Annotated in this window: 22 protein-coding genes and 3 tRNA genes; 5 read left to right on the top strand and 20 right to left on the bottom strand. The window is 64.9% G+C overall.

Annotated features, from left to right (window positions below; translation table 11 throughout):
* Positions 1–37 precede the first annotated feature (37 nt).
* The 3 genes from rlmD to H8F01_RS21510 form a co-directional block, all read right to left on the bottom strand.
* Entirely contained in the window at positions 38–1,351 is a 1,314-nt protein-coding gene (gene rlmD / locus H8F01_RS21500; protein ID WP_187057033.1) for a 23S rRNA (uracil(1939)-C(5))-methyltransferase RlmD, read from the bottom strand.
* Between the two features lie 131 nt (positions 1,352–1,482).
* Entirely contained in the window at positions 1,483–2,085 is a 603-nt protein-coding gene (locus H8F01_RS21505; protein WP_187057034.1) for a YdbL family probable chaperone protein, read from the bottom strand.
* A 59-nt stretch (positions 2,086–2,144) separates the two neighbouring features.
* Positions 2,145–4,166: a hypothetical protein gene (locus H8F01_RS21510; protein ID WP_187057035.1), complete on the bottom strand. Its 2,022-nt coding sequence runs from the start codon at positions 4,164–4,166 to the stop codon at positions 2,145–2,147.
* A 44-nt stretch (positions 4,167–4,210) separates the two neighbouring features.
* On the opposite strand from H8F01_RS21510, the gene H8F01_RS21515 reads away from it, so the two are divergent.
* Positions 4,211–4,966 carry a response regulator gene (locus H8F01_RS21515; RefSeq protein ID WP_238481093.1) on the top strand — a complete coding sequence of 252 codons (756 nt, stop codon included), beginning with the start codon at positions 4,211–4,213 and terminating at the stop codon, positions 4,964–4,966.
* A gap of 15 nt (positions 4,967–4,981) precedes the next feature.
* Here the strand turns inward: H8F01_RS21515 and recO are convergent, their stop codons facing one another.
* The 11 genes from recO to H8F01_RS21570 form a co-directional block, all read right to left on the bottom strand.
* Entirely contained in the window at positions 4,982–5,692 is a 711-nt protein-coding gene (gene recO, locus H8F01_RS21520) for a DNA repair protein RecO (RefSeq protein WP_187057036.1), read from the bottom strand.
* A gap of 60 nt (positions 5,693–5,752) precedes the next feature.
* Entirely contained in the window at positions 5,753–6,694 is a 942-nt protein-coding gene (gene era / locus H8F01_RS21525; protein WP_187057037.1) for a GTPase Era, read from the bottom strand.
* Positions 6,691–7,347, bottom strand: coding sequence for a ribonuclease III (rnc, locus tag H8F01_RS21530; RefSeq protein ID WP_187057038.1), 657 nt, complete (start codon positions 7,345–7,347; stop codon positions 6,691–6,693). The genes era and rnc overlap by 4 nt, the downstream gene beginning before the upstream one ends.
* Positions 7,348–7,362: 15 nt before the next feature.
* Positions 7,363–7,740 carry a DUF4845 domain-containing protein gene (locus H8F01_RS21535; RefSeq protein ID WP_187057039.1) on the bottom strand — a complete coding sequence of 126 codons (378 nt, stop codon included), beginning with the start codon at positions 7,738–7,740 and terminating at the stop codon, positions 7,363–7,365.
* Positions 7,741–7,883: 143 nt separating this feature from the next.
* Positions 7,884–8,786: a signal peptidase I gene (gene lepB / locus H8F01_RS21540; RefSeq protein ID WP_187057040.1), complete on the bottom strand. Its 903-nt coding sequence runs from the start codon at positions 8,784–8,786 to the stop codon at positions 7,884–7,886.
* A gap of 99 nt (positions 8,787–8,885) precedes the next feature.
* Positions 8,886–10,676 carry a translation elongation factor 4 gene (gene lepA / locus H8F01_RS21545; protein ID WP_187057041.1) on the bottom strand — a complete coding sequence of 597 codons (1,791 nt, stop codon included), beginning with the start codon at positions 10,674–10,676 and terminating at the stop codon, positions 8,886–8,888.
* Between the two features lie 310 nt (positions 10,677–10,986).
* Positions 10,987–12,483 carry a DegQ family serine endoprotease gene (locus H8F01_RS21550; RefSeq protein ID WP_187057042.1) on the bottom strand — a complete coding sequence of 499 codons (1,497 nt, stop codon included), beginning with the start codon at positions 12,481–12,483 and terminating at the stop codon, positions 10,987–10,989.
* 110 nt (positions 12,484–12,593) lie between these two features.
* Positions 12,594–13,250, bottom strand: a complete 657-nt coding sequence (locus H8F01_RS21555) for a sigma-E factor negative regulatory protein (RefSeq protein ID WP_187057043.1) — start codon at positions 13,248–13,250, stop codon at positions 12,594–12,596.
* Complete coding sequence (gene rpoE / locus H8F01_RS21560) at positions 13,247–13,843, bottom strand: RNA polymerase sigma factor RpoE (protein WP_187057044.1); 597 nt, start codon at positions 13,841–13,843, stop codon at positions 13,247–13,249. Before rpoE ends, H8F01_RS21555 begins: the two co-directional genes overlap by 4 nt.
* 271 nt (positions 13,844–14,114) lie before the next feature.
* Positions 14,115–16,673: a putative bifunctional diguanylate cyclase/phosphodiesterase gene (locus H8F01_RS21565; protein WP_187057045.1), complete on the bottom strand. Its 2,559-nt coding sequence runs from the start codon at positions 16,671–16,673 to the stop codon at positions 14,115–14,117.
* Between the two features lies 1 nt (position 16,674).
* Entirely contained in the window at positions 16,675–17,175 is a 501-nt protein-coding gene (locus H8F01_RS21570) for a hypothetical protein (RefSeq protein ID WP_187057046.1), read from the bottom strand.
* A gap of 204 nt (positions 17,176–17,379) precedes the next feature.
* Here H8F01_RS21570 and H8F01_RS21575 point away from each other — a divergent pair, with 204 nt between their 5' ends.
* Positions 17,380–19,479 (top strand): 3-hydroxyacyl-CoA dehydrogenase NAD-binding domain-containing protein, encoded by a 2,100-nt coding sequence (locus tag H8F01_RS21575; protein WP_187059424.1) that lies wholly within the window; start codon positions 17,380–17,382, stop codon positions 19,477–19,479.
* A gap of 76 nt (positions 19,480–19,555) precedes the next feature.
* Here H8F01_RS21575 and H8F01_RS21580 read toward each other — a convergent pair whose 3' ends face one another.
* From H8F01_RS21580 to H8F01_RS21600, 5 genes are all read right to left on the bottom strand, one after another.
* The gene (locus tag H8F01_RS21580; protein WP_187057047.1) at positions 19,556–20,164 is read right to left on the bottom strand and encodes a DUF2058 domain-containing protein; all 609 of its coding nucleotides are present in this window, start codon (positions 20,162–20,164) and stop codon (positions 19,556–19,558) included.
* Between the two features lie 45 nt (positions 20,165–20,209).
* Entirely contained in the window at positions 20,210–20,428 is a 219-nt protein-coding gene (locus tag H8F01_RS21585) for a SlyX family protein (RefSeq protein WP_187057048.1), read from the bottom strand.
* A 2-nt stretch (positions 20,429–20,430) separates the two neighbouring features.
* The gene (locus tag H8F01_RS21590) at positions 20,431–21,768 is read right to left on the bottom strand and encodes a UDP-glucose dehydrogenase family protein (protein WP_187057049.1); all 1,338 of its coding nucleotides are present in this window, start codon (positions 21,766–21,768) and stop codon (positions 20,431–20,433) included.
* Positions 21,769–21,926: 158 nt separating this feature from the next.
* Positions 21,927–22,700: an FKBP-type peptidyl-prolyl cis-trans isomerase gene (locus H8F01_RS21595; protein WP_187057050.1), complete on the bottom strand. Its 774-nt coding sequence runs from the start codon at positions 22,698–22,700 to the stop codon at positions 21,927–21,929.
* A gap of 209 nt (positions 22,701–22,909) precedes the next feature.
* Positions 22,910–24,679 (bottom strand): cation:proton antiporter, encoded by a 1,770-nt coding sequence (locus H8F01_RS21600; RefSeq protein ID WP_187057051.1) that lies wholly within the window; start codon positions 24,677–24,679, stop codon positions 22,910–22,912.
* A gap of 241 nt (positions 24,680–24,920) precedes the next feature.
* Between H8F01_RS21600 and H8F01_RS21605 the strand changes: the two genes are divergently transcribed.
* From H8F01_RS21605 to H8F01_RS21615, 3 genes are all read left to right on the top strand, one after another.
* Positions 24,921–24,996, top strand: a tRNA-Ala gene (locus H8F01_RS21605).
* A gap of 13 nt (positions 24,997–25,009) precedes the next feature.
* Positions 25,010–25,085 (top strand) — tRNA-Glu (locus tag H8F01_RS21610).
* Between the two features lie 90 nt (positions 25,086–25,175).
* Positions 25,176–25,252, top strand: a tRNA-Asp gene (locus H8F01_RS21615).
* 92 nt (positions 25,253–25,344) lie between these two features.
* Here the strand turns inward: H8F01_RS21615 and H8F01_RS21620 are convergent.
* Positions 25,345–25,842 carry a DUF1249 domain-containing protein gene (locus tag H8F01_RS21620; RefSeq protein ID WP_187057052.1) on the bottom strand — a complete coding sequence of 166 codons (498 nt, stop codon included), beginning with the start codon at positions 25,840–25,842 and terminating at the stop codon, positions 25,345–25,347.
* Positions 25,843–25,855 lie beyond the last annotated feature (13 nt).

Raw genomic sequence — 25,855 nt, forward strand, 5'->3', positions numbered from 1 at the left:
GATGCGGTGAAGGCCCGCGGGCTTTCTCCGTGCCGGCTCAGCGCTCGAACAAGGCGATCGACTCGACGTGCGCGGTATGGGGGAACATATCCATCACGCCGGCCGCGCTCAAGCGGAATCCATGCTTCTGCACGAGGATGCCGGCGTCACGCGCCAGCGAACCCGGATGGCACGACACGTAGACGATGCGACGGGTCTCCTTGTGCGGCAGGTACTCCAGCACCTTGTCGGCGCCGGCGCGCGGCGGATCCAGCAGCACCTTGTCCCAGGCTTGTTTGGCCCAGTGCGCGTGGCGCTGGTCCTCGAACAGGTTGGCCACTTCGAAGCGCGCATGGGTGATGCCGTTTCGCGCGGCGTTTTCGGCGGCGCGCTCCACCAGGCCATGCTCGCCTTCCACGCCCACCACCTCGGCCACGCGACGGCCTATGGGCAGGGTGAAGTTGCCGAGGCCACAGAACAGATCCAGCACGCGGTCGGTCGGCTGCGGATCCAGCAGCTCCATGGTGCGCGCCATCATGCGGCGATTCATGCCGGCGTTGACCTGCACGAAATCGAGCGGACGGAATTCCAGCTCGACATCGTCAATGGCGGCATTGCCGCTGGGGATACGGAACGCCAGTCGCGGCGCCTCCGGCCACAATGGATGCACGCTGGTCACGCCGCCGGGCTGCAGGTAGATGGCAAACCCATGCTGCTTGCCGAACTCGATCAGTGCCGCCTGGTCGCGCTCGCTCAGCGCCACCATATGGCGGAACACCAGCGCCACCACGTCGTCACCGGCCGCGAACTCGATCTGCGGGATATCCGTTGCCGCGTCCATGCCACTCACCAGCTCGGCCAGCAGGCCGATCTTGGGGCCCAGTGCCGGATGCACCACCTCGCACTGGGTGATGTCGGCAACGAAGCGCGGGTTGCTCTCTTCGCGGAAACCGACCAGCACGCGGCCCTTCTTCGCCACCGAGCGCACCGACAGGCGCCCCTTGCGACGATAGCCCCAGGGCTCGTCGGTCAAGGGCGGCAGCCAGATCTGCGGCTCCACCTTGCCGATGCGCTCGAAGTTGTCCTTCAGCACGCGCTGCTTCACCTCGATCTGCGCCACGGCATCCAGATGCTGCAACGAGCAGCCGCCGCACTGACCGAAGTGACGGCACTTCGGCTCCACGCGATGCGGTGAACGGGTAAGCAGCTCCACCACCTCCGCTTCGTCGTAGTGACGGTGGCGCTTGCGGATGCGCAGCCTGACGTCCTCGCCCAACAGCGCGCCGCTGACAAACACGGCCTTGCCGTCGATGCGGGTAACGCCTTTGCCTTCGTGGCTCAGGTCGGTGATGGTGGCTTCGAATTCATTCATCGTGGGAACAGTCTTCCAGAAACGCGCGCGCCCGGATCAGCGGGACCCGGGCGCGGTGATCGGGCTTGAGGCCGGTTCGCGGGTGCGCATGGCGGCGACAACCCGGAACAGGCCAAGGGTGGGCGAACGGCTTACTTCTGCTTCCAGGCGCCCGAGGTGTCCTGATAATACCAGCCCGCACGTGCCCGCTCGATCCAGCCCTTGGCGAACGTGGTGCGGATCTGTCCCTCCCAGTCCGGGTGGTTGTTGGCGTTGGCCACTTCGCGATACAGGGCATTGCGATCCCGGTTTTCGTCGGCAACGGCGGCATTCACTGCCGAACGCTGGTCCAGGGGCACCTTGCCGGCGTCACGCACGGCCACCAGGCCATCCTGGGTGAAGCCCACCACGCCACTGTTGAACAGGGGCGCCAGCGTGTCGCGGAAGCGCGCCTGCATGCGCCCGTGGATGGCATCCGTGGTCGCCGTCTGGATGCGCAGGTTGGGCGTGTCGGCGGCATAGGCAGCGGGAATCAGCAGATCCAGCAGCATGGCGGAGGGCTGGCTGCCCTTTTTCGCCGGCGGCGCAGTCTCGTCACCCTTGGGTGCCGGCGCGGGCGCGTTGTCCAGCACGGTGCCGATGAACTGATCAGCCGCCTTCTGCGCGGCCGCCTCAGGGAAGTACACATTGATGGTGACGCACCCCACCAGCGCAACCAGCAGCATGGTCAGCAATCCATAGACGAGCTTGCGCATGTTCAACTCCTTCGGGGATGGGGTGTGGCCCGGAACGTCCTGATCCTCGCGGAACGCCCTTAACGGACTTCGGGTCCGTTGCCTTCAATGGCGGATTTCAATCGGCGAACGAGGGTTGGCCAGTCGACCTGCGTCTGGTGACCGATCACCTGCAGGCGCGGCAAACCGCTGCCTTCAACGATAGTGTAGCCGTCGGCGTCGTTATCGAGGCCACCCATGTGGCACACGGAGGCCTGCAGCGTGCAGTTGAGGCCGATGCGTTTGTAGCCGAATGTCTTGAACAGCTTGAGAACAGCGCCCTGCAAACCGGCTGCCACGCCACCGCCGCCGACGGCGGTGAGATTGTTCACGGCGCGCTGGCTGATGCGACCGCCGCTACCGGCCAACAGGCTGGCCTTGAATGCCACGGGATTCCAGTTCACCAGGCGCAGGTCGTCGATGGAGCCATCCATGCGACCGGTGATGCTGCCGAAATCGAACACGCTGGTCATGGCGCCAAGATCCACCTGGCGCAGCTGTACGTCACTGGTCACGGCAGGACTGGGGCCGAACGGGCCTTGCACGGTCAGCCGCGTGATATCCACAAAACCGTCGAACACGTTGACCGACAGGCCGCCTTGCAGCTCGAAGCGATCATCGATCCAGCGCAACGACGGGATGGCGCCACCGAGGGTTCCCGGAAATTCCGGCCACCCCATGGCGCGCGAAAACGCCGCCATGTCGATACCTGCAAACGCGAGTGAGGTTTCCAGCCTGCGCCCCTTCGATGCACCCGGCCGCCACTCGAGGTCACCCACGTGGACGCGACCGTTGAGCAAGGGGATATCGACCGCGCGCTGCAGGCTCAGCGCACCGCCACGACTCTGCCAGTGCGTCTGCGCCGCGCCATGCGACATGCGATAGAGCTGCAGCGCCTGCCAGCTCATGGTGGTCGCCGGCCGATCGGCGTTGGCGTTCCAGTCCAGGCCGCCACGCAGGCCATGCACGCCCAGCCTCCCTTCGGTATCGGCGACATCGAGCCCATCGGTGTCGAAGGCAAAACTACGCAGGCCATCCGCACCCAGATCCAGGTTACCGCTGAGCTGGCCTTCGATGCGCATGTCGCGCAACCCAAGGGTGGCCAGCCAGGCCTGGCCGTAGCGCTGGTACGCCGCAGGGAACCGCGTCTGCAGGCGTTCAAGCCTGAGCTGCTGCAGATCGCCCTTCGCGTTGAACGCCATGGCGCCTTCGAGCTGCAGCGCGTCGGCATCGGCCACGCGCAGGCGGGTGAAGTCCACCGCGCCGTTGCGCGTGGCTGCGGAGAGGCTCAGCTGCACCGGATGATCAGGCAGCCGCGCGAAGATCGGGCCGAGCAGCAACTCGCCGCCGCGAAGACTCGCGTCAAGATCGATGCGCGAGGGCGCACTGGTGGTGTCGACATTGAGGCGACCGTTGCCATTGACCGACTGCCCCGCCAGCGCGCCACCCGGCGTATCGAACCCACCGCCGTTGAGCGCGAACTGACCGGAGGCCTGCAAGCCGGCCTGCTGCAGGTCCAGCGCCATGTCGGCATCGAGCTTGCCGCCGGTGGCGCGACCCGACCATACCGTGCTCAGCAAGCCCTGCAACCAGGCGAGCGGCACACCCTTGAGGCTGATCTGCGCATGGGTGGGCTGATCCAGCGGGAGCGCCGTGGTGGCCTGGATCGCCCCCTGCGACACGTCGATCTCCAGCGTGTTGGCTGCCTCGTCGATCACCATGGACACTTTGGCGTTGCTCAGCGCCCCGCCCTGCGCGCCGTTCAATTGGGCAGCACCATCGAACAGCCAGCGCATGTGGGTGTCCCGCTGCAGGGTGCCCTGCAGGTTGATGCCGATGCGCTTCCAGCCCATCGAGGGGACGTCGGCCTTGGTGGCCTTCAGGCTCAACTTGAGGCCGCCCTGGCCGTCCTCGCCGATCTGCGACTGCACATCCTGCATCTTCAGGCCGGGAACGGTCACGGTCTTCGCCCCCAGGGCGACGTCCGCGCGGGCTGGCAGCGACAAGCCCATCCATGACAGGACGGCCAGACTGAGCAACAGGTAGCTTGATGTGGCACGCATGACGCGCCATTCTGCCAAAATCAGCTGAACGACATGGACTAGTCATGCAACAAATATTTCCCAGCCCCCTTCCGGGCCATCGGGATTTGCCCGATGCCGTGCGCGCGCTCGTGGCGGACGACGACCCGAGCAGCCGGTTTTTCCTGGTGGAAGCGCTGCGCTCCCTTGGCCTGGATGCCCAGGCCTGCCATGACGGCCCCTCCGCCATCGCCTTGGCACGCCAGGAAGCCTTTGACCTGATTCTGCTGGACTGCCGCATGCCCGGCGCGGGCGCCGAGGAAGTGCTGGCCGCGCTGCGCGGCGACCCGCTTGCCCGCTCCAGTGACTGCACCGCGGTCGCCACCAGTGCCGACATGGATGTGTCACTGCGCCATCGCCTGCTCTCGGCCGAGTTCAGCGAGGTGCTGCAGAAGCCTTGCAGTCTGACGGACCTGCGCCGCATCCTGGCCCTGGTGCAGGCCGACACCACCGCCACACCGCTGCTGGACGACGCGCAGGCCATCGCCACCATGGGCGATGCCGGGGTCGTGAAGGCCATGCGTACGCTGTTGCGGGTGGAACTGGCCAGCCTGTACCAGGACCTGGATGCCCTCACCGGGGACACCGCCGCGCTGGCCGACCGCCTGCATCGCCTGCGCTCTTCCTGCGGGTTCTGCGGGGCCGCCGCCCTGGGCGCGCAGACCATCGTGCTGCAGCGGCATCTGAAATCCGGCATCCCCGGGCCGCCGGCACCGTTGTCGCGCTTCCGGCGCGCCCTGCTCGCCACCCTCAACGCGCTGGCGGCCGAAGAAGGTGCCTGACCTGGCGCGGCCCGTTCAGCGGCGCGCGACCGCCCCGCCCAGCACATGCCAGGCGCGCAACTCGCCACCGCCCAGATGAAAGCGGATCACTTCTCGCATCATCGCGCGCAGAGCCGAGAGGCCGGCCGCGTCCGGCGACACATCGGCGGCAAGCGCGAGCAGATCGGCACCCCGCAACGCATGCGCCGTGCCGGGTCGACACGGTGACGGCCCCTGCTCGACCACATAACGGTAGAGCTGCCCTGGCTCCAGCGGCTCGCCCGATTCCGCCTCGAACTCCAGCTGCAGCGCGTAGCCCACCGCCTCCAGAAGGTCGCGCTCGAAACGCCTGAGGCTCCACGCCAACGGCTCACCACTGGCCAGGCGCGGCAAGGTTCGTGCGTAGGCGTCGAATAGTTCAGGCAAGGGATCCTGACGGCCGGTCAGCCTTACCGCCAGTTCGTTGAGGTAAAGGCCGGCGAGACCGGCATCACCCATCAGACGCAGCGGCACATGCACACTCTCGGCCGCCACCAGCGTGGCCAGCTCACCCCGCTGCAGCAGATCCAGCGAGAGTCGCTGGAACGGTTCGAGCTGGGCGCGCTGCACGCGTGCGCGCTCACGCCGGACACCCCGGGCAACGATGCCCAGCCGCCCGTGATCCCGGGTCAGGCATTCAAGCAGCAGCGAAGTCTCGCGGTACGGGCGCGAGTGAAGCACATAGGCAGGCTGCTGTTCGATGCGCATGGACGATGGTTCCGCATCACTCCGTGACGGCGCGCATCAGCTCGCCGTGCGCCGGCAACATCAGTCGGTGTAACCGAACTTCTTCAGCATGGTCTCGTCGTCGACCCAGCCTTCGCGGACCTTTACCCACAAACGCAGGAACACCTTGCGCTCGAAGGCTTTCTCCATGTGGCGACGCGCCGACGTGCCGATGGCCTTGAGCTGCGCACCACCGTTGCCGATCACGATGGCCTTCTGGCCGTCACGCTCCACCCAGATCACGGCATGGATCTCGGCCACGCCATCCGGGCGATCCGTGAACTGCTCGATCTCCACCGTGGTGGCGTAGGGAAGCTCCTGATCCAGGCGAAGCATGAGCTGCTCGCGCACCATCTCGGCGGCAAGGAAACGTTCGCTGCGATCGGTGATCTCGTCCTCGCCGAACACCGGCGGCTGCACCGGCAGGCGCTTGAGGATGCCTTTTTCAAGCTCCTTCAGGCCCTTTTCCTTCAGGGCACTGACGTAGTACACGTCGTCGAAGCTGTGCCGCGTCATCAGCTCCGCCACGAACGGGAGCATCACCGTCTTGTCTTTCGTCAGGTCAACCTTGTTGATGACGAGCAGGCGCGGCACCTTCTGTTCGACGAGTGCGTCATAGAGCGCCTCGTCTTCGTCGGTCCAGCGGCCGGACTCGATCACCTGCACCACCACGTCAACCTCACTGATGGCGGACCGGGCGGCGCGGTTCAGGCTGCGGTTCATGGCACGCTTGGCGCCACGATGCAGCCCCGGGGTGTCCACGTACATGATCTGCCCGGCTTCGCTGGTGGCGATGCCAAGGATGCGGTGGCGCGTGGTCTGCGGGCGCGGACTGACGATGGAGAGGCGAAAGCCGATCAGCGCGTTGAGCAGGGTCGACTTGCCCACATTGGGACGACCCGCCAGCGCCACGGTGCCGCAGCGGAAGTCGTTGTGGGGAAGTTCGGCTGGTGCGCCGAGATCAATTTCGATGTTGTCGTTCATGGGTTCAGTTCCTGCAATCGACGCAGCACGGTTTCGGCGGCGTCCTGTTCGGCGGCCCGGCGACTGGCGCCGCGACCCTCGGCACGAATGGGCGCCGGTTCGTTGATTTCGCAGGACACGTCGAAGGTTTTGGCGTGATCTTCGCCATGGCTGTCGATCAGATCGTACTGCGGAAGGGGCCAACCCCGCCCCTGCAGGAGCTCCTGCAGGCGGGTCTTGGCATCCTTGGAAGAGCGCGGAATGGCGGCCACCAGTGGCTCGAACAGCTCCCGCACCACCGTGCGACAGGCCTCGAAACCGGCATCCAGATAGACCGCCGCCACCAGCGCCTCGAAGGCATCGGCCAGGATGGAGTCGCGCCGGAATCCGCCGCTTTTCAGCTCGCCGGACCCCAGTTTCAGCTCATCCCCCAGCTCCAGCTCGCGGGCCAGCACGGCCAGTGCCTGGCCATTCACCAGCTGCGCCCGGAGTCGGGACAACTCGCCTTCACTGGCGTTCGGATGGGCCTCGTACAACAGCTCGGCCACGACCACGCCAAGCAGGGCGTCCCCGAGGAATTCCATCCGCTCGTTGTTTGGCCGGCCAGCGCTGCGATGCGTCAGCGCCAGCTGGCCAAGGGATGGATCGCGAAAACGATAGGCGAGTTTGGTCAAATCCAGGGCCTGCGCTTAACCGTCGACATTACCCTGCAGCGTCACACTCTTTTCGAAGTGCACCAGGAAGTCGATGTTGTAAAGAAAGGGAATGCGCTTGTCGTAACTGATATTGAGCTCGGTCGAGTTACCACTGCGCTTGAGGTTGATGTCCTGCGGCGTGATGGTGTCGTCGCTCACGTACTGGAAATCCAGCTTCTTCATCAGATCAACGCGAACCTGCTGCGGGCTCCTGGTCGAGTCTTCGGACGCCAGCTGGGTCATCGCCTTGGAGACGCCCGCGAATTCCGTATAGGCCGGCACAAGCTTCATTGCCATGTAGCCAAAAAAACTCACCACCACGAGCACGACAAGAAACCCGATCAGGGTGATGCCGGTCTGCTTCGATTTCATAGTCCCCTCGCTATCCCGCTCTGTGGCGGTATCCGGCTGACTGGCAATGCGCCACCATACGCCCCGGCAGCGCCCTGGCCCGCGCATTGTCGCGCCAAGACGCCGCGGCCGTCACCGGTCGCACACCCATGGCCGTCACGATTTCAGTGAATGACCGTGCCCATGCGATGGAACGCAATGCCCGAGCCGGTCCAGCTAAGCCAGATCAGGAACGCCTTGCCGGCAAGGTTCTGCTCCGGCAGGCAGCCCCACCAACGGCTGTCCGTACTGTTATAGCGGTTGTCGCCCATGGCCAGATAGCAGCCCTGCGGCACCACCAGCGGCACGCGCGGGTTGGGTAGCGGCGGCGGCACGGCATAGTTGGGCATGCGGGCGGTGAGGTGGTTGACGACACCACCCTCGCCGTTCGGCAGATGCTCGTTCCATACGGTGGCGCCCATCTCCAGCATCAAGCGGGATTCGGCGCGCTTGGGGTCACCCTCATACGGACCCACCAGGTCAGCAGCCACCGGCTGCCCGTTCACGATCAGCTGGTCGCCGTGCATTTCCACACGGTCCCCCGGCATGCCGACCACGCGCTTGATCCAGTTCTGGCTGGGCACCGGCGCGTGCGGATCGGCACAGCTCTGGTCGCCACTGCGCACCAGCTTGCCGCCGTCCTCGCACAGATAGCCGGGGAAGCGGAACACCACCACGTCGCCACGCTTGGGCTCGCCCAGGCTGACGAACTTGTTGTTGAAGGCCGGCATGCGCAAGCCGTAGGCGAACTTGTTCACCAGGATGAAATCACCCACGTCGAGCGTGGGCATCATCGAGCCGGAGGGAATACGGAACGGCTCAGCCACGAACGAGCGCAGCACCAGCACCACCAGCACGACCGGAAACAGGGAGCGGGCCCAGTCGACCGCCACCGGCTCGCGCACTTCCTTGCCTGCGGCGTCAGCCTTGGCCTTGCGCGACTTGTAGAAGAACAGGCGGTCCAGGCCCCATATGACGCCAAACAGGACGGTCAGGCCAAGCAGAATCGCCGAAAAATCAAAATCCATTGAAAGCTCCTCAGGAGCAGGGAACGGGGGTGTTACGCGGAAACGCACAGAACAGAGTGCCGCACGGCCGCCCTGTCCCGCCGCACTCCGGGCCCAGCTTTACTTATCCACCTTCAATACGGCAAGGAACGCTTCCTGCGGGATCTCGACGCGACCCACCTGCTTCATGCGCTTCTTGCCTTCCTTCTGCTTCTCCAGCAGCTTCTTCTTTCGGCTGACGTCGCCACCGTAGCACTTGGCCAGCACGTTCTTGCGAAGCGCCTTCACGGTGGAACGGGCCACGATCTGGGCGCCAATGGCCGCCTGGATCGCCACGTCGAACTGCTGGCGCGGGATCAGATCCTTCATGCGCTCCACCAGGTCGCGACCACGGCGTTCGGCGTGGATGCGGTGAACGATCAGGCTCAGCGCGTCCACGCGATCGCCATTGATGAGTACGTCCACGCGCACGAACGGGCCCGCTTCGAAACGCTCGAAGTGATAGTCCATCGAGGCATAGCCGCGCGACACCGACTTCAGGCGATCGAAGAAGTCGAGCACCACCTCGGCCAGCGGCATTTCATAGGTGATCTGCACCTGGGTGGCCAGGTACTGGATGGAGCGCTGCACGCCGCGCTTTTCTTCGCACAACGTGATGATGTTGCCGATGTAGTCGGGCGGCGTGAGGATATTCGCGACGATGATGGGTTCGCGGATTTCACCGATCAGATGGGACTGCGGCAACTTCGCCGGGTTGTCCAGCATCAGGATGGAACCGTCGCTCCTGAGCACCTCGTACACCACGGTGGGCGCGGTGGTGATCAGGTCCAGATCGTATTCGCGCTCCAGGCGCTCCTGCACGATCTCCATGTGCAGCATGCCAAGGAAGCCGCAGCGGAAGCCGAAGCCCATGGCCTCTGAACTTTCCGGCTCGAAGAACAGCGCCGCATCGTTGAGGCGCAGCTTGTCGAGCGCCTCGCGCAGTGCCGGGTAGTCATCGGCGGACACCGGGAACAGGCCGGCGAACACGCGCGGCTGCATGGTCTGGAAGCCCGACAGCGGCTTGTCGGCGGGCTTGCCGGCCAGCGTCAGCGTGTCGCCCACGGGCGCGCCGTGTACGTCCTTGATCGATGCGGTGATCCAGCCCACTTCGCCCGGCGAAAGCTTGTCGAGCTTCTTGCGCTTGGGCGTGAACACGCCCACTTCGCTCACTTCATGCGCGCGGCCGGTGGACATCACCAGCAGCTTGTCGCCCGGCTTGATCTCGCCCTGCACCACGCGCACCAGCGACACGACGCCAAGGTAGTTGTCGAACCAGGAGTCGATGATCAGCGCCTGCAGGCGGTCGGTGTCACCCACCTTCGGCGGCGGAATGCGCGCCACGATGGCCTCGAGCACTTCGACGACGTTTTGTCCGGTCTTGGCACTGACGGCCACCGCATCATCGGCGTCGATGCCGATCACGGCCTCGATTTCGCCCTTCACCTTTTCCGGATCGGCCGTGGGCAGGTCGATCTTGTTGAGCACGGGCACCACTTCCAGCCCCATCTCCACCGCCGTGTAGCAGTTGGCCACGGACTGGGCTTCAACGCCCTGCGCCGCATCCACCACCAGCAGCGCGCCTTCGCACGCCGCCAGGGAGCGACTCACCTCGTAGGAGAAGTCGACGTGGCCCGGGGTGTCGATGAAGTTCAGCTGATAGGTCTTGCCGTCGCGCGCCTTGTAAGGCAGCGACACGGACTGGGCCTTGATGGTGATGCCGCGCTCGCGCTCGATCGGGTTGTTGTCGAGCACCTGGGCTTCCATCTCGCGCTCGGTCAAGCCGCCGCAGATCTGGATGATGCGATCGGCCAGCGTGGACTTGCCGTGATCGATATGGGCGATGATGGAGAAGTTTCGGATCAGTTCCATGGAGCACGCTAGAGGCGTTCACTGCCAAGCGCGGCGCGCGGGCAGCGCATGACCGGGATGGTCACACGAACCCGGCATTATCGCATGGAACCGGGGGGCTTCGGGCACCCCGACATGATGACCGCCACTGGGCGGATGGTGCGGGATCGGCACGCCCCGCGAGCGGGGCGTTACGCGACCCTCCCAGCACCCGGAGCGACGGTAGCCCAAGCCCCCGTCACTCCGTCACTCCGTCACCCCGGCCACCTCTGGCGGCCGGGTTACGGCAGATCATGGCCCGGGGCGCTGCCATACGCCGCGGGCCATGGCCTTACTCGTCCTTGCCGCCGGGCACGGTCAGCCCGACGAACCCACTCTGGTCGCCATGGCGGACCAGCAAAAGCACGGTATCACCCGGCTTCGCGTCCTTCGTGGCATCACGAAAAGCCGTAACGCTGCCCACCTTTTTCTGGTTGACCATCAGGACCACGTCACCCGGCTGCAACCCGGCGCGAGCCGCCACCGGGCCGGTGACATTGCTGATAGCCACACCCTCGCCCGCCTTGAGGCCGAGTTGCTGGCGGGTGTCGCTGTCCAGATCCTGAACCGACAGGCCCAGCGCACTGGCCGCGCTGCGGGCAGCGGGCTGCTCGCCGTCACTGGATGCCATGGCCGCCTTCTTGTCACGCGGCATCTCGGCCACCGTCACGGCCACGGTTTCCTTCTTGCCATCGCGCAGGATTTCCACGTTGGCCTTGGTGCCCGGCGGGGTCTGACCCACCAGTGGCGGCAGATCGGCGCTCGAATTGATGCTCTGGCCGTTGTAGGCAAGGATCACGTCGCCCGGGCGAATGCCGGCCTTTTCCGCCGCACTGCCCTTGGTCACCTGGGTCACGGCAGCGCCCGTCGCGTTGTCGAGCTTGAGCGCCTTGACCATATCGTCGCTGACCTGCTGAACCATCACGCCGAGCTGGCCGCGCGACACGTACCCCTTGTCCTTGATCTGCTTGACCACGTTCATGGCCACGTCGATCGGGATGGAGAACGCCACGCCCTGGTAGCCGCCGGTGTTCGAATAGATCTGGGAATTGACGCCCACCACGCGCCCCTGCAGGTCAAACAGCGGACCACCGGAATTGCCGCGATTGATCGGCACGTCAGTCTGGATGAACGAGGTATAGGGCTGGTCCTGGCTGCCCAGGTTGCGCCCCACGGCACTCACGATGCCCTGCGTTACCGTGTAGTCGAAGCCAAACGGCGAGCCGATCGCGAGCACCCACTGGCCCGGCTTCAGCGTGCGGGAATCGCCGATGCTCACGGCCGGCAGGCCACCTTTCGCATCGATCTTCAGCAACGCGATGTCGTACTGCGGATCACTGCCCACCACCTTGGCGGTCAGCACGCGACGATCCTGCAAGCGCACCGTGACGGTATCGGCACCATCCACCACGTGGGTGTTGGTCAGCACATAGCCATCCGGCGAGATGATGAAGCCCGAGCCCAGCGAGGTGCGTGCCTGCTCTTCCGGCGAGGGCATCATGGGCATGCCGAAGAAGCGGCGGAACATTTCCGCCTGCGGATCATCGCTGTCGTCATCATCGCCCGGCATGCCGGGCATGCTGCGCGAGCCAGGCCGCGCCTTGGACTGCTTCTTGCCGCTGTACTTCGCCTCCACGTGCACTACCGCGGGAGCATTCTTCTGCACGATGCTGGTGAAGTCAGGCAGACCTGACATCGCAGGCGCGGCGTTCTGGGCCTGCACGCCACCGGCCAGCGCCAGTGACATCACGGCAGCACACGACAGCGTACGCAGGGCAAGTCGATTCATGCAGGTCTCCTTCAGTGTTTCAGGTGCACCCAACCGGTCCGCGAGGCAGACAAGGCTGGACAGATAACCAAGGGACGATCAGGCCGCGGCAAGAAGCGCACGGCCATCGATCATTGCGGGCCGGCCGCAGACTGGGCGGGCTGCTGGTCAGGATGGATCAGCAGCAGGTAACTGCCATCGCCATTGCTGGCCGCGGGGTAGCGCGCCACGCGATACGGGGTCAGGCTGTTGCGCGAATACAGCAGCGTGCTGCTGTTGTCGCCTTCCAGCGTGGCCGAGGCCTGCTGGCTGATCTTGTAGGGGACATCGGAATAAACGTTCAACCCGGGCGGTGCCACGGCCGGCGACTCCGAGCGGGTGGCCTGGGCCGTCGCGCTGCTCTCCATGGTCGTCGCCGTTGGGGCCGCCGCCACGTGCGGCGACAGGCGATCGCCACCCTGCCCGGCAGGCTGGGCCACCATGAGGGCGGCCACGGCCACGCCAGCGGCAATGGCGCCACCGGCCGACCAGTGCAGCCAGTGCCGACGCTTGCCTTGCCGGACGACGACACCTTCCTGCTCGATGACCAGCATGACCCGGGACGCAAAGCCTTCGGAGGCCAGCGGGGAAAGCTCATGGCGCAAGCCGTCCCGCGCGACGTGGTAGCGCGACCAGGCCTCCTGGAGCGAGGCGTCATGATCGAGCCGGCGCAACAGAAAGCGCAGCTCTTCCTTCGACAGCTCGCCGTCCATGCCGGCAGAAAGGTTTTCGCGTTGATTGTCAGTCATGGGTTTTTGCCCTCGCGGTCTGACAGCAGTGGCCGCAATTTTTCATCGATAGCTTCGCGTGCCCGGAAAATACGTGAACGGACCGTACCGATCGGACAACCCATCGCCGCGGCGATTTCCTCGTAGCTCAGGCCGTCCACTTCACGCAGGGTAATCGCGGTCCGCAATTCCTCAGGTAGCGCTTGGACAGTGGAAAATACCGTTTGTTCAATTTCCTGTCGCATGAGTTCACGCTCGGGGGTGGCGCTCTCGTGCATGCGGTCCGCGCCAGGCACGAAAGCGGCATCGTCGATGGCGATATCGTCGGCTGGCGGGCGGCGCCCCAGCGCCACCAGATGGTTCTTGGCGGTGTTTACGGCAATTTTGTACAGCCAAGTATAGAAAGCACTCTCGCCACGGAAGGAGCCGATGGCCCTCCATGCACGGATGAAGGCCTCCTGGGCCACGTCTTCACATTCGGCGTGATTCTTTACGTAGCGGGAAACCAGGCCCACGACCTTGTGCTGGTATTTGCGCACCAGTACGTCGAAGGCTCGTTTGTCCCCCTGTTGGACGCGCTCGACCAGCGCACTGTCCAGTTCATTTTCGCCCATCCGGGCCATCTCCTTCGTCGATGCTGCCACGCGCCCCGGGACGTCTTGAGGATGGAAGCGGTCTGCTCAGACAAGAACGACGCGTTCTAGTTCAGCAAGCCTCGTCCAGGGACGGCAAGTGCGCCTGTGGCGTCACCGATGGTGGAAACGCACGGGTGCCCCGAAGGAGCACCTGTCTCGGCGAACGGGCCACCGCCACCCCAGGAGCGCAGCCCACGGGCGCATCAGGCGCCCTTGCTTCCAGTATGGGGCCCGGCGCGCCTCATGCAAGTCAGGCGGCCGTATCGCTGACCCCGGCCAGCAGGCGCTGGCGTTCCAACAGCAGCTTTTCGAAGGCCGGCTGCGGCAGCGGGCGGCAGAACAGGTAACCCTGCAGCTCGTCGCAATGGTTGGCGCGCAGGAATTCCATGTGCTGCTCGGTCTCCACGCCCTCGGCCACCACGCCCCGCTTCAGGCGGTGGGCCATTTCGATGGTGGCACGCACGATGGCTTCGTCGTCCGGATCCACGCCGATGTTCCTGACGAAGCTCTGGTCGATCTTGATGCGGTCGGCCGGCAGTTTGCGCAGGTAGTCCAGCGATGCGGCCCCCGTGCCGAAGTCGTCGATGGCGATGCGCACGCCCAGGCGATGCAGGCCCTGCAGGTTCTCCACCAGGTTGGGCGCCGCCTTGATGCTGATGCTTTCGGTGATTTCCATCTCCAGCAGCGCCGGCTCCAGGCCGCTCTCCTCGAGCGCCGAGGCCACCACTTCCAGCAGGTTGGGCTGCATGAGCTGCACGGCGGAGAGGTTCACGCCAAGGCGCAGCCCGAGCCCGAACCGGCGCTCCCATTCCTGCGCATGGCGGCAGGCCGCGCGCAGCACCCACTCGCCGATGGAAACGATCAGGCCGGTTTCCTCCGCCAGCGGGATGAAGAAGCCCGGGCCGATGAAGCCCAGTTCCGGATGCTCCCAGCGCACCAGCGCCTCCATGCCGACGATGTCCTCGGTCACCGCATCCACCTGCGGCTGGTAGAACACGCGCAGCTCGCCCTTGTGCTCGGCGTGCCGCAGGCCGGATTTCAGGGCCAGGTTCTGCTGCGTGGACTGCTCGGCGCTGCCCTCGAAGATCTGGTAGTTGTTGCGCCCCAGGCTCTTGGCCGCATACATCGCCTCGTCGGCATGCTTGAGCAGCGTGTCGGCATCGGGCGCGTCATCCGGGAAGAAGCTCACGCCGATGGACGCCGTGACCTGCAGCTCGGTGCCGTCATCGATGCGCAGCGGCGCGCCCATCACCTGCACGATCTTCTCGGCGATGCGCAGCACGTCTTCGTTCTTGACGATATGGCGCAGAATCACCACGAACTCGTCGCCCGCGTAACGCGCCACGGTGTCGGAGGCGCGCACCGTGCCACGCAACCGCTGCGTGGTGGTGAGCAACACCTGGTCGCCCACGGCATGACCAAGCGTATCGTTGATGGTCTTGAAGCGATCCAGGTCGACGAACAGCAAGGCAAAGCACTCGCCGGTGCGATTGGCCTCGCGGATGACCGTATCGAGGCGGTCATTGAACAACAGGCGGTTCGGCAGGCCGGTCAGCGCATCGAGCAGGCCTTCGGCACGGCCCTGTTCGCGCGTGTGCCGCAGCTCGAGCGCATGGGCGAATCGGGACGCGGCACAGCGAAGCACCGGCTGCACGATGTCCAGCGACGGCAACGGCTGGCGCGTGCCGACCAGCAGCGCACCCAGTACCGTGCGGCGCTCATCCTGCAACGGCCAGCCGGCAAACCCGGCCAATCCCAGCTGCGCGAGCAGCGGGTCCATCGGCGCCAGTCGCGCCGCGTCGGCCTGATGCAGCATGGCCTGCCCTGACAGCACCAGGCGCAACGAACTCTGCAGGTGCGGTCCTGGCCAGAGCTGTTCGTCACCACGCCAGTACTGCACGAGCTGCACGGGCGCGCCACCCTCATCGGGGCGCGCCGCCCAGACAGCCACATAATCAAGGCTCATGTCTTCGAACAGCAGGCGCGCGGCCTCGGCGATGCCCTCGTCGCCGCTGCCGGAACCGAACATGCGGACAAGCAGCCCAAGCGCCACTTCGGCGCGAGCACTGGCGCGATCGCTGCGGAACATCAGCGCCACGGCATCCCGACCGGCATGATGCACGGCGCGCGCGCTCACCTCACCCGAATCCGCGCCACGCGCGGAGCGACGGCATCCCACATGCCACTGGCGCGAGCTTTCGGCGATCACCTGCTCGGCGGTCGCCTCGGCAAAGGCCAGCAATTCCTTGATGGGGCGCCCACGCAGTTCGTGGTCACCCAGTCCACTATGACGGGCAACCGCCGGGCTGTAGTCGACCAGCCGGCCCCGCGCAGGATCGACGATGAGCCATTCGGCATCCACTTCGTCGAAGGCAAAGCGATAGTCTCCCTGCCCCTGAACCGAAACCTCGCCAGCACCATCCACGCGAGCGGCCATGCGGTGCACGCGCTGCCAGCGCGAGAGCAGCTCGTGCTCGATCTGCGAGGCATACAACCAGTCGGCAATACCCGCGGGCAACACGTTCGGCCGCAGCACGGCGCCGTCATCGAGCACGGCAAGAATGGGCGCACCGACGCAGGCGGGCACGCCGCGCAATACCTCGATGCCCGACATGCCTTCGCGACCGTCGCCATCAAACACGATGACGATCAACGCCAGCGGTGGCCTGCCTTCCAGCAGGATGCCGGCGTGGGTGGCATCACGGGCGGAATGCACCACGAAATGCCCATCACGCTCGAAGGTGTCGAACAGGGCCCTGCGCAGCTCACGCTGCGCCGCAACGACAAGAATACCGGCCGGACTCGCCATGTCAGAGCATCCAGCGGCCGTCGCGCAGGCGCGGACGCTGCGCCGGCTTGGACTGGCAGCTCAGGCGCACCAGCACGTCATTGAAACTGGACACCACGGACTCCGGGGGATCAAGCAGCACCACGCGGCGGACATGCCCCGTGGTGGCGCGCGCCAGCTGGCGCAGCAGGGTGGCATCGGCCATGGGCAGCGGCAGCGGCAGGCGCTGCAGCAGGTAGACGCCAAAATGATTGCTCTGCAGCATGTAGCGCAGCGCGATGTTCAGGCGCTGCGACCCGGGCAGCGCCACATGCTCCTCGCGCAGGTTGCCCAGGCCGAGCTCCGGGTTCCACAGATAGACAGCCTGCCCACTTCGCCGGATCAGGGGGCGCAACTGGCCAACCAGCCCGACCTCCTCGCCGCCATCGAGCGCAATCAGGTTGCCCCGCGCCGCCAGGATGCGCTCGAGGATGTCGTTGCCTGCCTGGGCAGGGCTGGCAGGGGTGGCGATGGACGTATTCATGCCGATCTAAATTACGTGTTCCATGGGGCTTCGCATAGGGGCCGCCCAAGCCTCGCCGGAAACCATCCCGCGTTTCATGCGGCAGCGCACAGCTCGCGTCTTTATGGGGCTTCCGTTCAGCCCGGCAGGCCGCTTCCGGCCGTCTCGCAATCCTCGCTACGGGAGGGTATGGTGCAAGGCTTCGTGGCCATACTCTTTACCCCCATGTTCGAAGGATTGCGCTTCAATCATTGGAAGACGAGCCTGGATGACAGCGGCATCGTCACCCTGTCCCTCGACCGCGCCGGCGCCAACGTCAACGCCATCTCCCGCGAGGTGCTGGACGAACTGGGCCAGATTGTCGAGCGACTCGCCATTGAGAAGCCGGCCGGCGTGCTGATCCATTCGGCCAAGCCGTTCGGTTTCGCCGTGGGCGCCGACATCAAGGAGTTCGTCACCTATGCCCAGCAGGGCACGGTGCTGGAGAACATCCAGAACGGCCAGCGCGTGTATGAATCGCTGGCCCGCCTGCCCTGCCCGACCGTGGCCGCCATCCATGGCGCCTGCATGGGCGGTGGCACGGAACTGATCCTCGCCTGCCGCCAGCGCATCGCCGCCGACGACGACAAGACCCGCATCGGGCTGCCCGAAGTGATGCTGGGGATCCACCCCGGCTGGGGTGGCACCGCCCGCCTGCCGCGACTCATTGGCGCCACCGATGCACTACCGGTGATGCTGACCGGCAAGGCCCTGTCCGCCAAGCGCGCGCTGGCCCTGGGCGTGGTCGACCGGCTTGCCCCGCCAGCGGAGCTGCTGGCGGAAGCGCGCGCACTGCTGCGCCGTCCGCACACCCGTCCGTTTGCCCTGCGCGCCAAGGCATGGGCCACCAACACCTGGGTGGCCCGGCAGATCCTTGCACCGATGGTCATCAAGCAGACGGCGGCCAAGGTGCGCAAAGAGCACTATCCCGCACCCTTCGCACTGATCGATGTATGGAAGCGCGGCAACGCCAGCATCCAGCAGCGCCTGAAGCTGGAAGCGCGCTCGGTGGCCAAGCTGGCCGAAACGTCCACGGCGCAGAACCTGATCCGCATCTTCTTCCTGCAGGAACGACTCAAGGGACAGGGCAGCGGCATCGACCACGGCATCAAGCACGTGCATGTGGTTGGTGCCGGCGTCATGGGTGGAGACATCGCCGCCTGGGCCGCCTTCAAGGGTTTTGAGGTGACACTGCAGGACCGCGAGATGAAGTTCATCCAGCCCGCACTGGATCGCGCGCGCCAGCTGTACGAAAAGAAGCTCAAGACGGCCGACAAGGTGGAAGCCACCGTCCGCCGCCTGCGCGCGGATGTCGAGGGCAAGGGCGTGGCCACGGCCGACCTCGCCATCGAAGCCATTTACGAGAACGCCGACGCCAAGAAGGCCCTGTACGCCACCATCGAGCCGCAGTTCCAGTCCAATGAGCTGCTCGCCACCAATACGTCAAGCATTCCGCTGGATGAACTTCGCGTGGGCCTGAAGGCGCCGCAGCGTTTCCTTGGCCTGCATTTCTTCAATCCAGTGGCGCAGATGCCGCTGGTGGAAGTGGTGCGCCACGACCAGCTCGATGCCGATGCCGAGAAGCGCGCCCTGGCGTTCTGCAAGGCCATCGGCAAGTTGCCGGTCGCCGTGAAGGGAACGCCGGGCTTTTTGGTCAACCGCATCCTGATGCCTTACCTGCTGGAGGCCATGCGTCTCTACAGCGAGGGCGTGCCAGGCCCGGTGCTCGACAAGGAAGCCAAGAAGTTCGGCATGCCGATGGGGCCGATCGAACTGGCGGACACCGTGGGGCTGGATGTCTGCGCGTCGGTCGGCAAGGAGCTCGCGCCCTTCCTTGGCCTTGAGCTTCCGCCGGGGCTTGAGGACAAACTCGCCGCCGGCAAGCGCGGCAAGAAGGACGGCCAGGGCATCTACGTGTGGCAGGACGGCAAGCCGCAGAAGCCGGAAGTCGACCCCGATTACGCCGTGCCTGCCGACCTGCAGGACCGCATGATTCTCCCGATGGTCAACGAGGCCGTCGCCTGCCTGGCAGACAACGTCGTGGATGATGCCGAACTGCTGGATGCGGGCGTCATTTTCGGCACGGGCTTTGCCCCGTTCCGGGGTGGCCCGATCCAGTACGTCCGCAGCGAAGGCGCCACGGTGATCAAGGGCAAGCTGGAGCGCCTGGCACAGCGCTACGGCGAACGTTTCACGCCGAAGAACGGCTGGGATCTGCCCACGCTCAGCAAGACGGGCTTCGACCTGCCCACCGCCGAAACCGAAGAGGCCGCTGTGGAAGCCTGATCGGCTTCCCTCTGCCCGACAAGGAAACGCCCGGCACTGGCCGGGCGTTTTCTTTGGAGCGTTCGATGCATCCGGATTACCAGATCAAGTCGTCCGGCACGCCATCTTCACCGATGCTGCCTTCACTGCCCGGCTCCACCAGCAAGGCAATCTGGTTCACGTCGATCGCCTTGACCTGATCGGCCAGTTCGCGCGTCACGACCAGATAGCGCCCCTGCTGTTGCACCACGCCCAGCTCACCGGCATTGATGGCCTTGAGCTGATCGGCATCGACATGCACGCGACGGATCTTGCCGCCGTACTCGAAATGGCGAACGTGTTCCGCGTCCGCCTTGTTCAAGGTCTTGCCTTCCAGTAGCTGCTGGATCTTGAGCTTGCGTTCGCGTCGCACCCGCGCCTCTTCCGCGGCCGCCTGCTCGGCGCGCTTGCGCTCGTTGGCTTCGGTTTGCGCACGGATCGCATAGGCCTTGGCCAGATCGATGTCTTCCTGGCTTTTGCCGCCGGCGGGCTTTCCTTGCGGTTTACCCTGCGGCTTGTGCTGGCCGGGCTTGCCACCCTTGAACGGACCGCCGCCCGGGCGCTGCCCGATGGATTTGCCGCCCTGCGGTGCCGCGGGGCGCTTTTCTTCTCGAACCTGTTTGACGATGCCGCTCTTGAGCAGCTGATCGCGCAGGGAATCGGCCATGGTTCAAACTCGCTTGCGTGGTGCTGATACGAAAGGGTGTAACGATCAATAGTGCGGCGGCGGCGGCTCGCTGTGCGGGTCGTGCCCCTGTGATGAGCGCAACGACGACAACTCGTTGCGCAATCCGCGAATGACATCCTCCAGCGCGGCAAGACGCATCGACAGCTCGGCATCCGCGGAAGCAAGCGCATTCACCGTATCGTCGACGAAGGTGAGTCGCACTTCCAGCTCGTTCAACCGCTCCTGCAGGGATTCGTCCGCCATGTTCACTGCCTCAGGCTGCGTCCACGGCCGATGCCGTAGTACGCCAGGCCAGCCTCTTCCACCGTGGCCGGATCGTATAGGTTGCGACCATCGAACACGGCCGGCTCGGCAAGCAGGCTGCGGATCTCCATGAAGTCCGGGCTGCGGAAAGCCTTCCACTCGGTGACGATGGCCAGCACATCGGCGCCACGCAGCGCCTGATAAGCGCCCTGGCAAAGCACCAGATCGTCGCGATCACCGTAGATGCGATGGGTTTCGTGAGAAGCCTCGGGGTCGAACGCGCGTACCTTGGCACCCGCTTCCCACAGCGCCTCCATCAGGTTTCGGCTGGATGCCTCGCGCATGTCATCCGTGTTCGGCTTGAACGCGAGGCCCCAGAGGGCAATCGTCTTGCCGGCGAGCTTGCCGTCGAAGTGACGCGAGATCAGGTCGAACAGCTTGGTCTTCTGGTCGTGATTGACCGCCTCGACCGCGCCCAGCAGGCGCGCATCGTAGCCCACGCCACGCGCCGTGCGCTCCAGCGCCTGCACGTCCTTGGGGAAACACGAGCCGCCGTAACCGGCGCCCGGGTAAATGAAGTGATAGCCGATGCGCGGATCCGAACCGATGCCCTGACGCACGAGCTCCACATCCGCGCCCACGCGCTCGGCGATGTTGGCGATCTCGTTCATGAAACTGATCTTGGTGGCCAGCATCGCGTTGGCCGCGTATTTGGTCAGCTCCGCCGACCGCTCATCCATCACCACGGTACGGTCATGGTTGCGATTGAACGGTGCATACAACTTGCGCAGCACGCCGGTGGCACGCTCGCTGGAACTGCCGATGATGATGCGATCCGGGCGCAGGCAATCTTCCACCGCGTCGCCTTCCTTCAGGAATTCCGGATTGGACACCACGTCGAATTCGACCGACACCCCGCGCCCTGCGAGTTCGGCGGCAATGGCCTGGCGCACGCGATCGGCCGTGCCCACCGGCACCGTCGACTTGTTCACCACCACCGTATAGCGGTCCATATGCTGACCGATCGTGCGCGCCACGCCGAGCACGTACTTGAGGTCGGCGCTGCCATCTTCATCCGGCGGCGTGCCCACGGCGATGAACACCACCTGCCCGTGCGCAATGCCCGGCGCGGCGTCGGTGGTGAAATCCAGCTGGCCGCTGGCATGGTTGCGCTTGACGATGGGCTCCAGGCCCGGCTCGTAGATCGGAATCTCGCCCTGCTTGAGGCGCTCGACCTTGCCCGCGTCGATGTCGACGCAGACCACGTGGTTGCCCATTTCAGCCAGGCAAGCGCCGGTGACCAGACCCACATAACCGGTACCGAAGATCGTGACCTTCATTGTCGAGAAAACTCCCAGAGGCAAGGCGGTGATTCTAACAGCCCGGATATGACGCGGAATGCAGGGAATTTCCTCAGTCCGCCGGGCAGCCGCCGCCAAAAAAGATGCGGGGCGCGAATTGCTTCGCGCCCCGCAGGCATTTCAACTGCTTTGGGCGATTACTTCGCGCCGCCAGCCTGCTCGCCAGCCGGGGTCGGGCCGGTCTTGACCAGGGTGACGTCGAAGATGATCGTCGCGTTCGGCGGGAAGCCGTTCTGCGGCTGCGCACCGTAGGCGATGTTCGACGGGATGAAGAACTTGTAGTGGCCGCCGACCTGCATCAGCTGCATGCCTTCGCGGAAGCCCGGGATCACGCCGGCGAGCGGGATGGACGCTGCGCCACCGCCTTCGTGCTTGGCCGAATCGTCAAAGGTCTCGCCATTGACGAAGGTGCCCACGTAGTTCACCTGCACGGTGTCGTTCGGGCCCGGACGGGCGCCGGTGCCCTGGCTGATCACCTGGTACTGCAGGCCCGAGGCCGTGGTCTTCACGCCGGCAGCGGTCTTGTTCTTGGCCAGGAAGGCATCGCCTTCGGTCTTGTTCTTGCTGGCGACCTGGGTGTACTCGGCCTTGGCCTTGGCCTGGAGGTTGGCGACGAACGCGTCACGCACCTGCTTGGCTTCGGCTTCGCTCATGGTCGGCTTCTGGCCCGACAGCGCGGACTGCAGCGCACGAGCAACGGTTGCCGGATCCACTTCCTCACGGACGAGCGGCGGCAGCGAGCTGGCCAGATCCCAACCGACCACGTAGCTGGCCTTGGTCTTGTCGACCGCAGCCGGAGCGGCGGTGGCGGGGGCGGCGGACTTCGCAGCCTGTGCGTGCACGCCAGCGGTGGTGCCCAGGGCAACAGCCAGAGCGGCCGCCGTCAGCGTGGGACGCAGAAAATGCTTCATGTGGAACTCCCTCGTATTTGGATTTGCCGGCGCTACCGGACTACGCCCCCCCGATGGAGGCAGGCCCCGCATTGTGCGGTGCTTGCCGAGTCTTGGCAACGATAGTGGGCCTGTGACCGTCAGTCCTGATTAAAAGTTCACGATTCCGGCCAAAAACGCGGTTTTTTACGATTTCTCGACGTCCTGTCCGTTAGTTGCCAGCGCCTGTGTCAGGCATGGCCGTCATCGGAGCGCCCCGGTTTATCCAGCGTATCGCGCAGCGCCGCCTGCAGCCGGGCATGCACCTGCACCAGCCCGCGCCACAGCAGCCAGGCCAGCAAAAGCAGCACAAGTACCAGCACCACAGCCACTTCGCGCGGCGGCAGGATGGTGGACGCCAGTGCCGCCACCAGCAGGCCCAGCACCCACATGGTCACCAAGGGAATGAAGCGGGCCAGCACCCCGCGGATCCGCATGTTGTAGGCGCCGCCGATACGCTCGGGAATGCTCAGTTCCGCCAGCAACATGCCTAGCGCAGAGGCCTTGCGATAAGCGGCGACGATCATCGGCAGTGAGATCAGCGCCGCGATGGACCAGGCCACGCTGCGCCTCACCTGGGTGTTGTCCGCCAGGAAATTCCAGTGGAAGAAGCCCTTGCGATACAGGAACGACATGATCAGGAACGCCGCCACCACCAGCATCATGTTGATGATGACGTGCCACACCAGGCGACGGATCATCTTTGCCACGATGGCGCCCTGCCCGCCCAGGCTCAGGTTGCCCATCCAGTCGGTATAGGCGCTCAGCAGCCCGGTCAGGCCGGTAGGCAGGCGCCTAGCAAGACCGCTCGCCAGCGGATCCGATGCGCGGATGAGATACGGCGTCAGGAAGGTGGTAATGGCCGACACCGCTACCGCCACCGGATAAAGGAAGCCGCTGGTCACCTTCAGCGTGAGGCCCAGTGATGCGATCACGAACGAGAACTCACCGATCTGCGCCAGCCCCATGCCCACGCGCAACGAAGTGCGGCCGTCATTGCCGGCGACAAAGGTGCCGAAGCTGCAGGTGATCACCTTGCCCACCACCACCACCGTGGTGACCACGATGATCGGCAACCAGTACTCCTTGAGCATGGCCGGATCGATCAGCATGCCGATGGCTACGAAGAAGATGGCGCTGAACATGTCGCGAACCGGGCCGATGATGCGCTCGATGCGCACCACACTCTGCGATTCGCCCACGATGGCGCCAATCATGAAGGCCCCCAGCGCCACGCTGTAGCCCATTTCGGATACCAGCAGGCAGAAACCGAAGCACAGGCCCAGCACGGCCACCAGCAGCACGTCGTCGCGACTCACGCGCGCGATGTAATCGACCACGCGCGGCACCAGCAACAGACCCACCACCAGCGACACCGCCATGAACAGCGTGAGCCGGCCCACCGCCGCCATGGCCTCGCCGGCCTCCAGGCCACCGGTGCTCGCAATACCCGTCAGCAATGCCATCAGCACGATGGCAATGACGTCCTCGATGATCAGGATGCCGAACATCAGCTGCGCGAAGCGCTCGCGCTTGAGGTCCAGATCGTCCAGCGCCTTCATGATGATGGTGGTGGAGGACATCGACAGCATGGCGCCAAGGAACAAGGCATCCATTGACGTCCAGCCGAAGAAACGCCCGATCTCGTAGCCCAGCCACAGCATCAACACGATTTCGCAGACCGCCGCCACCAGCGCCGCCCCACCCACCTCGCGCAGCTTTTTCAGGCTGAATTCCAGCCCCAGCGCAAACAGCAGAAGAATCATGCCGAGCTCGGACAACGTGCGGATCGTCTGCTCGTCGTGGATGAACACCACGGGAAACGTATAAGGGCCAACCAGCACACCGGCGATGATGTATCCCAGAACGACCGGCTGGCGCAGCCGCTGAAAGATCACCGTCGTCAGGCCCGCGATCAACATGACGGTCGCGAGGTCCTGGATGAAGTGCAGATCGTGCATCAAAGAAATCCGTGGGGACGTCCCGCAAGACTAGCAATCGCACACGCGATGCACAGCCCTACACAATGAAGTTGATCATTCACTCACCACATCGGCGACTTTGCGCATCCTCGACCTCACGTCGAGGTTCACGTAACTGCTTGTTGTGATTCATTCGTGAAAGAAAGTTGAAAAATATTCACACTGAACGCTTGACGAAATCGCGATCCCTATCTATTCTTTCGGGCTTCCAGAGGCATCTGGGGCCATAGCTCAGCTGGGAGAGCGCCTGCATGGCATGCAGGAGGTCGGCGGTTCGATCCCGCCTGGCTCCACCAAAATTTTAGATACGTCCCCATCGTCTAGAGGCCTAGGACATCACCCTTTCACGGTGGCGACCGGGGTTCGAATCCCCGTGGGGACGCCATTCTAAAGCCTAGCCGGTCTTCCGGCGAAGCGACAGGAATGGTCAAGGATGAAATCTAAAAGGTGCAGTGCTGGAAGGTTGTAAAAATGCGGAGCGGTAGTTCAGTCGGTTAGAATGCTGGCCTGTCACGCCGGAGGTCGCGGGTTCGAGTCCCGTCCGCTCCGCCACTTTACAAAAGGCCCGCCATTGGCGGGTTTTTTGTTGCCCGAAGAAAAAGCCGCCCATGAAGGCGGCTTTTTTGTGGCCCTGCGAAGCTGTCCTAGCCTGGCGGCAAATCCTCGTCCGGCGAGCGGTGGTCTTCCAGCCGCTCCAGCGTCCCCTTCGAATGCCCCTGCTCCGCCAGGTACTCCAGCCAGCGGGAGAGAAACCCGTTCATGCGCAGGCGATGCTGCAATACCGTATGGGCCGGCGGAAACGGGCCCAGCACCTGCCACAAATGGCGCCCCGGGTGGCAATGCAGCGCCTCGGCCACATGGGCATCGGTATACACGCGCAGCTGCGCCGACGGCGAGGGTTGCCCCGTGTTCGCGTCGACGAAGTTATAGGTGAGTTCCAGCTCCAGCGTGTACGGGTGTTTTTCCTGCACCTGCAGCCGCACGTCCAGCCCATCGTCCACGCTGGACACATAGAACCCCGGCGGTAGTTCCTGGGGCGCGAACAGCCGGACCAGCCGATGGTAGTTCTCGGCATAAAGCCCCATCAGGAAGCCAAAGCGTCCCGGCAACAAGGCTTGGCGACTGTCCAGTACGGCACTCATGGGCGGTGGAAAC

It is taken from the genome of Dyella telluris (assembly GCF_014297575.1).
In the GTDB taxonomy this organism is placed as follows: Bacteria; Pseudomonadota; Gammaproteobacteria; order Xanthomonadales; family Rhodanobacteraceae; genus Dyella; species Dyella telluris.

What these genes read in the sequence shown, in the direction of transcription:
- rlmD (WP_187057033.1), bottom strand. Translation starts at nt 1,351, where the DNA reads ATGAATGAATTCGAAGCCACCATCACCGACCTGAGCCACGAAGGCAAA.
- H8F01_RS21505 (WP_187057034.1), bottom strand. Translation starts at nt 2,085, where the DNA reads ATGCGCAAGCTCGTCTATGGATTGCTGACCATGCTGCTGGTTGCGCTG.
- H8F01_RS21510 (WP_187057035.1), bottom strand. Translation starts at nt 4,166, where the DNA reads ATGCGTGCCACATCAAGCTACCTGTTGCTCAGTCTGGCCGTCCTGTCA.
- H8F01_RS21515 (WP_238481093.1), top strand. Translation starts at nt 4,211, where the DNA reads ATGCAACAAATATTTCCCAGCCCCCTTCCGGGCCATCGGGATTTGCCC.
- recO (WP_187057036.1), bottom strand. Translation starts at nt 5,692, where the DNA reads ATGCGCATCGAACAGCAGCCTGCCTATGTGCTTCACTCGCGCCCGTAC.
- era (WP_187057037.1), bottom strand. Translation starts at nt 6,694, where the DNA reads ATGAACGACAACATCGAAATTGATCTCGGCGCACCAGCCGAACTTCCC.
- H8F01_RS21535 (WP_187057039.1), bottom strand. Translation starts at nt 7,740, where the DNA reads ATGAAATCGAAGCAGACCGGCATCACCCTGATCGGGTTTCTTGTCGTG.
- lepB (WP_187057040.1), bottom strand. Translation starts at nt 8,786, where the DNA reads ATGGATTTTGATTTTTCGGCGATTCTGCTTGGCCTGACCGTCCTGTTT.
- lepA (WP_187057041.1), bottom strand. Translation starts at nt 10,676, where the DNA reads ATGGAACTGATCCGAAACTTCTCCATCATCGCCCATATCGATCACGGC.
- H8F01_RS21550 (WP_187057042.1), bottom strand. Translation starts at nt 12,483, where the DNA reads ATGAATCGACTTGCCCTGCGTACGCTGTCGTGTGCTGCCGTGATGTCA.
- H8F01_RS21555 (WP_187057043.1), bottom strand. Translation starts at nt 13,250, where the DNA reads ATGACTGACAATCAACGCGAAAACCTTTCTGCCGGCATGGACGGCGAG.
- rpoE (WP_187057044.1), bottom strand. Translation starts at nt 13,843, where the DNA reads ATGGGCGAAAATGAACTGGACAGTGCGCTGGTCGAGCGCGTCCAACAG.
- H8F01_RS21565 (WP_187057045.1), bottom strand. Translation starts at nt 16,673, where the DNA reads ATGGCGAGTCCGGCCGGTATTCTTGTCGTTGCGGCGCAGCGTGAGCTG.
- H8F01_RS21570 (WP_187057046.1), bottom strand. Translation starts at nt 17,175, where the DNA reads ATGAATACGTCCATCGCCACCCCTGCCAGCCCTGCCCAGGCAGGCAAC.
- H8F01_RS21575 (WP_187059424.1), top strand. Translation starts at nt 17,380, where the DNA reads ATGTTCGAAGGATTGCGCTTCAATCATTGGAAGACGAGCCTGGATGAC.
- H8F01_RS21580 (WP_187057047.1), bottom strand. Translation starts at nt 20,164, where the DNA reads ATGGCCGATTCCCTGCGCGATCAGCTGCTCAAGAGCGGCATCGTCAAA.
- H8F01_RS21585 (WP_187057048.1), bottom strand. Translation starts at nt 20,428, where the DNA reads ATGGCGGACGAATCCCTGCAGGAGCGGTTGAACGAGCTGGAAGTGCGA.
- H8F01_RS21590 (WP_187057049.1), bottom strand. Translation starts at nt 21,768, where the DNA reads ATGAAGGTCACGATCTTCGGTACCGGTTATGTGGGTCTGGTCACCGGC.
- H8F01_RS21595 (WP_187057050.1), bottom strand. Translation starts at nt 22,700, where the DNA reads ATGAAGCATTTTCTGCGTCCCACGCTGACGGCGGCCGCTCTGGCTGTT.
- H8F01_RS21600 (WP_187057051.1), bottom strand. Translation starts at nt 24,679, where the DNA reads ATGCACGATCTGCACTTCATCCAGGACCTCGCGACCGTCATGTTGATC.
- H8F01_RS21620 (WP_187057052.1), bottom strand. Translation starts at nt 25,842, where the DNA reads ATGAGTGCCGTACTGGACAGTCGCCAAGCCTTGTTGCCGGGACGCTTT.